Consider the following 384-nt stretch of genomic DNA (forward strand, 5'->3'; position numbering starts at 1 on the left):
GTGTCATCGACTGACTCTTCAGGCTCAGCGTCGGGTGTGTCTTCAACCTCGGCGGCGTCATCCGATTCAGCCGTTTGTTCAGGTTGTTGGTCTACTAGCGACTCGTCGGCGACGGGTGCTTCATCTGTATCGTCCGGAGCTTCGGCCTCGGGTTCCGTGGTATCCTCGGCTGACGTTCCATCCGTATCATCCTGAGCTTCGGGCTCGGGCTCTGCAGTGTCATCGCCTGGCGCTTCGTCCGTGTCATCCTGGGCGTCGTCCTCAGTCTCGGATTCCGCAGTGTCCTCGGCTGGCTCTTCAGGTGCAGCGTCGGGTGTGTCTTCAACCTCGGCGGCGTCATCCGGCTCAGCCGTTTCTTCGGGTTGAGCGTCTACTGGCTGATCA

At 60.7% G+C, this 384-nt stretch carries 1 pseudogene; it reads right to left on the minus strand.

The window, feature by feature from the left end:
• A pseudogene (locus tag HLG76_RS14705) lies at nt 1-384 on the minus strand (hypothetical protein); the annotation flags it as partial.

The sequence above is a fragment of the Salinivibrio sp. EAGSL genome (assembly GCF_013366455.1).
Classification (GTDB): Bacteria; Pseudomonadota; Gammaproteobacteria; order Enterobacterales; family Vibrionaceae; genus Salinivibrio; species Salinivibrio costicola.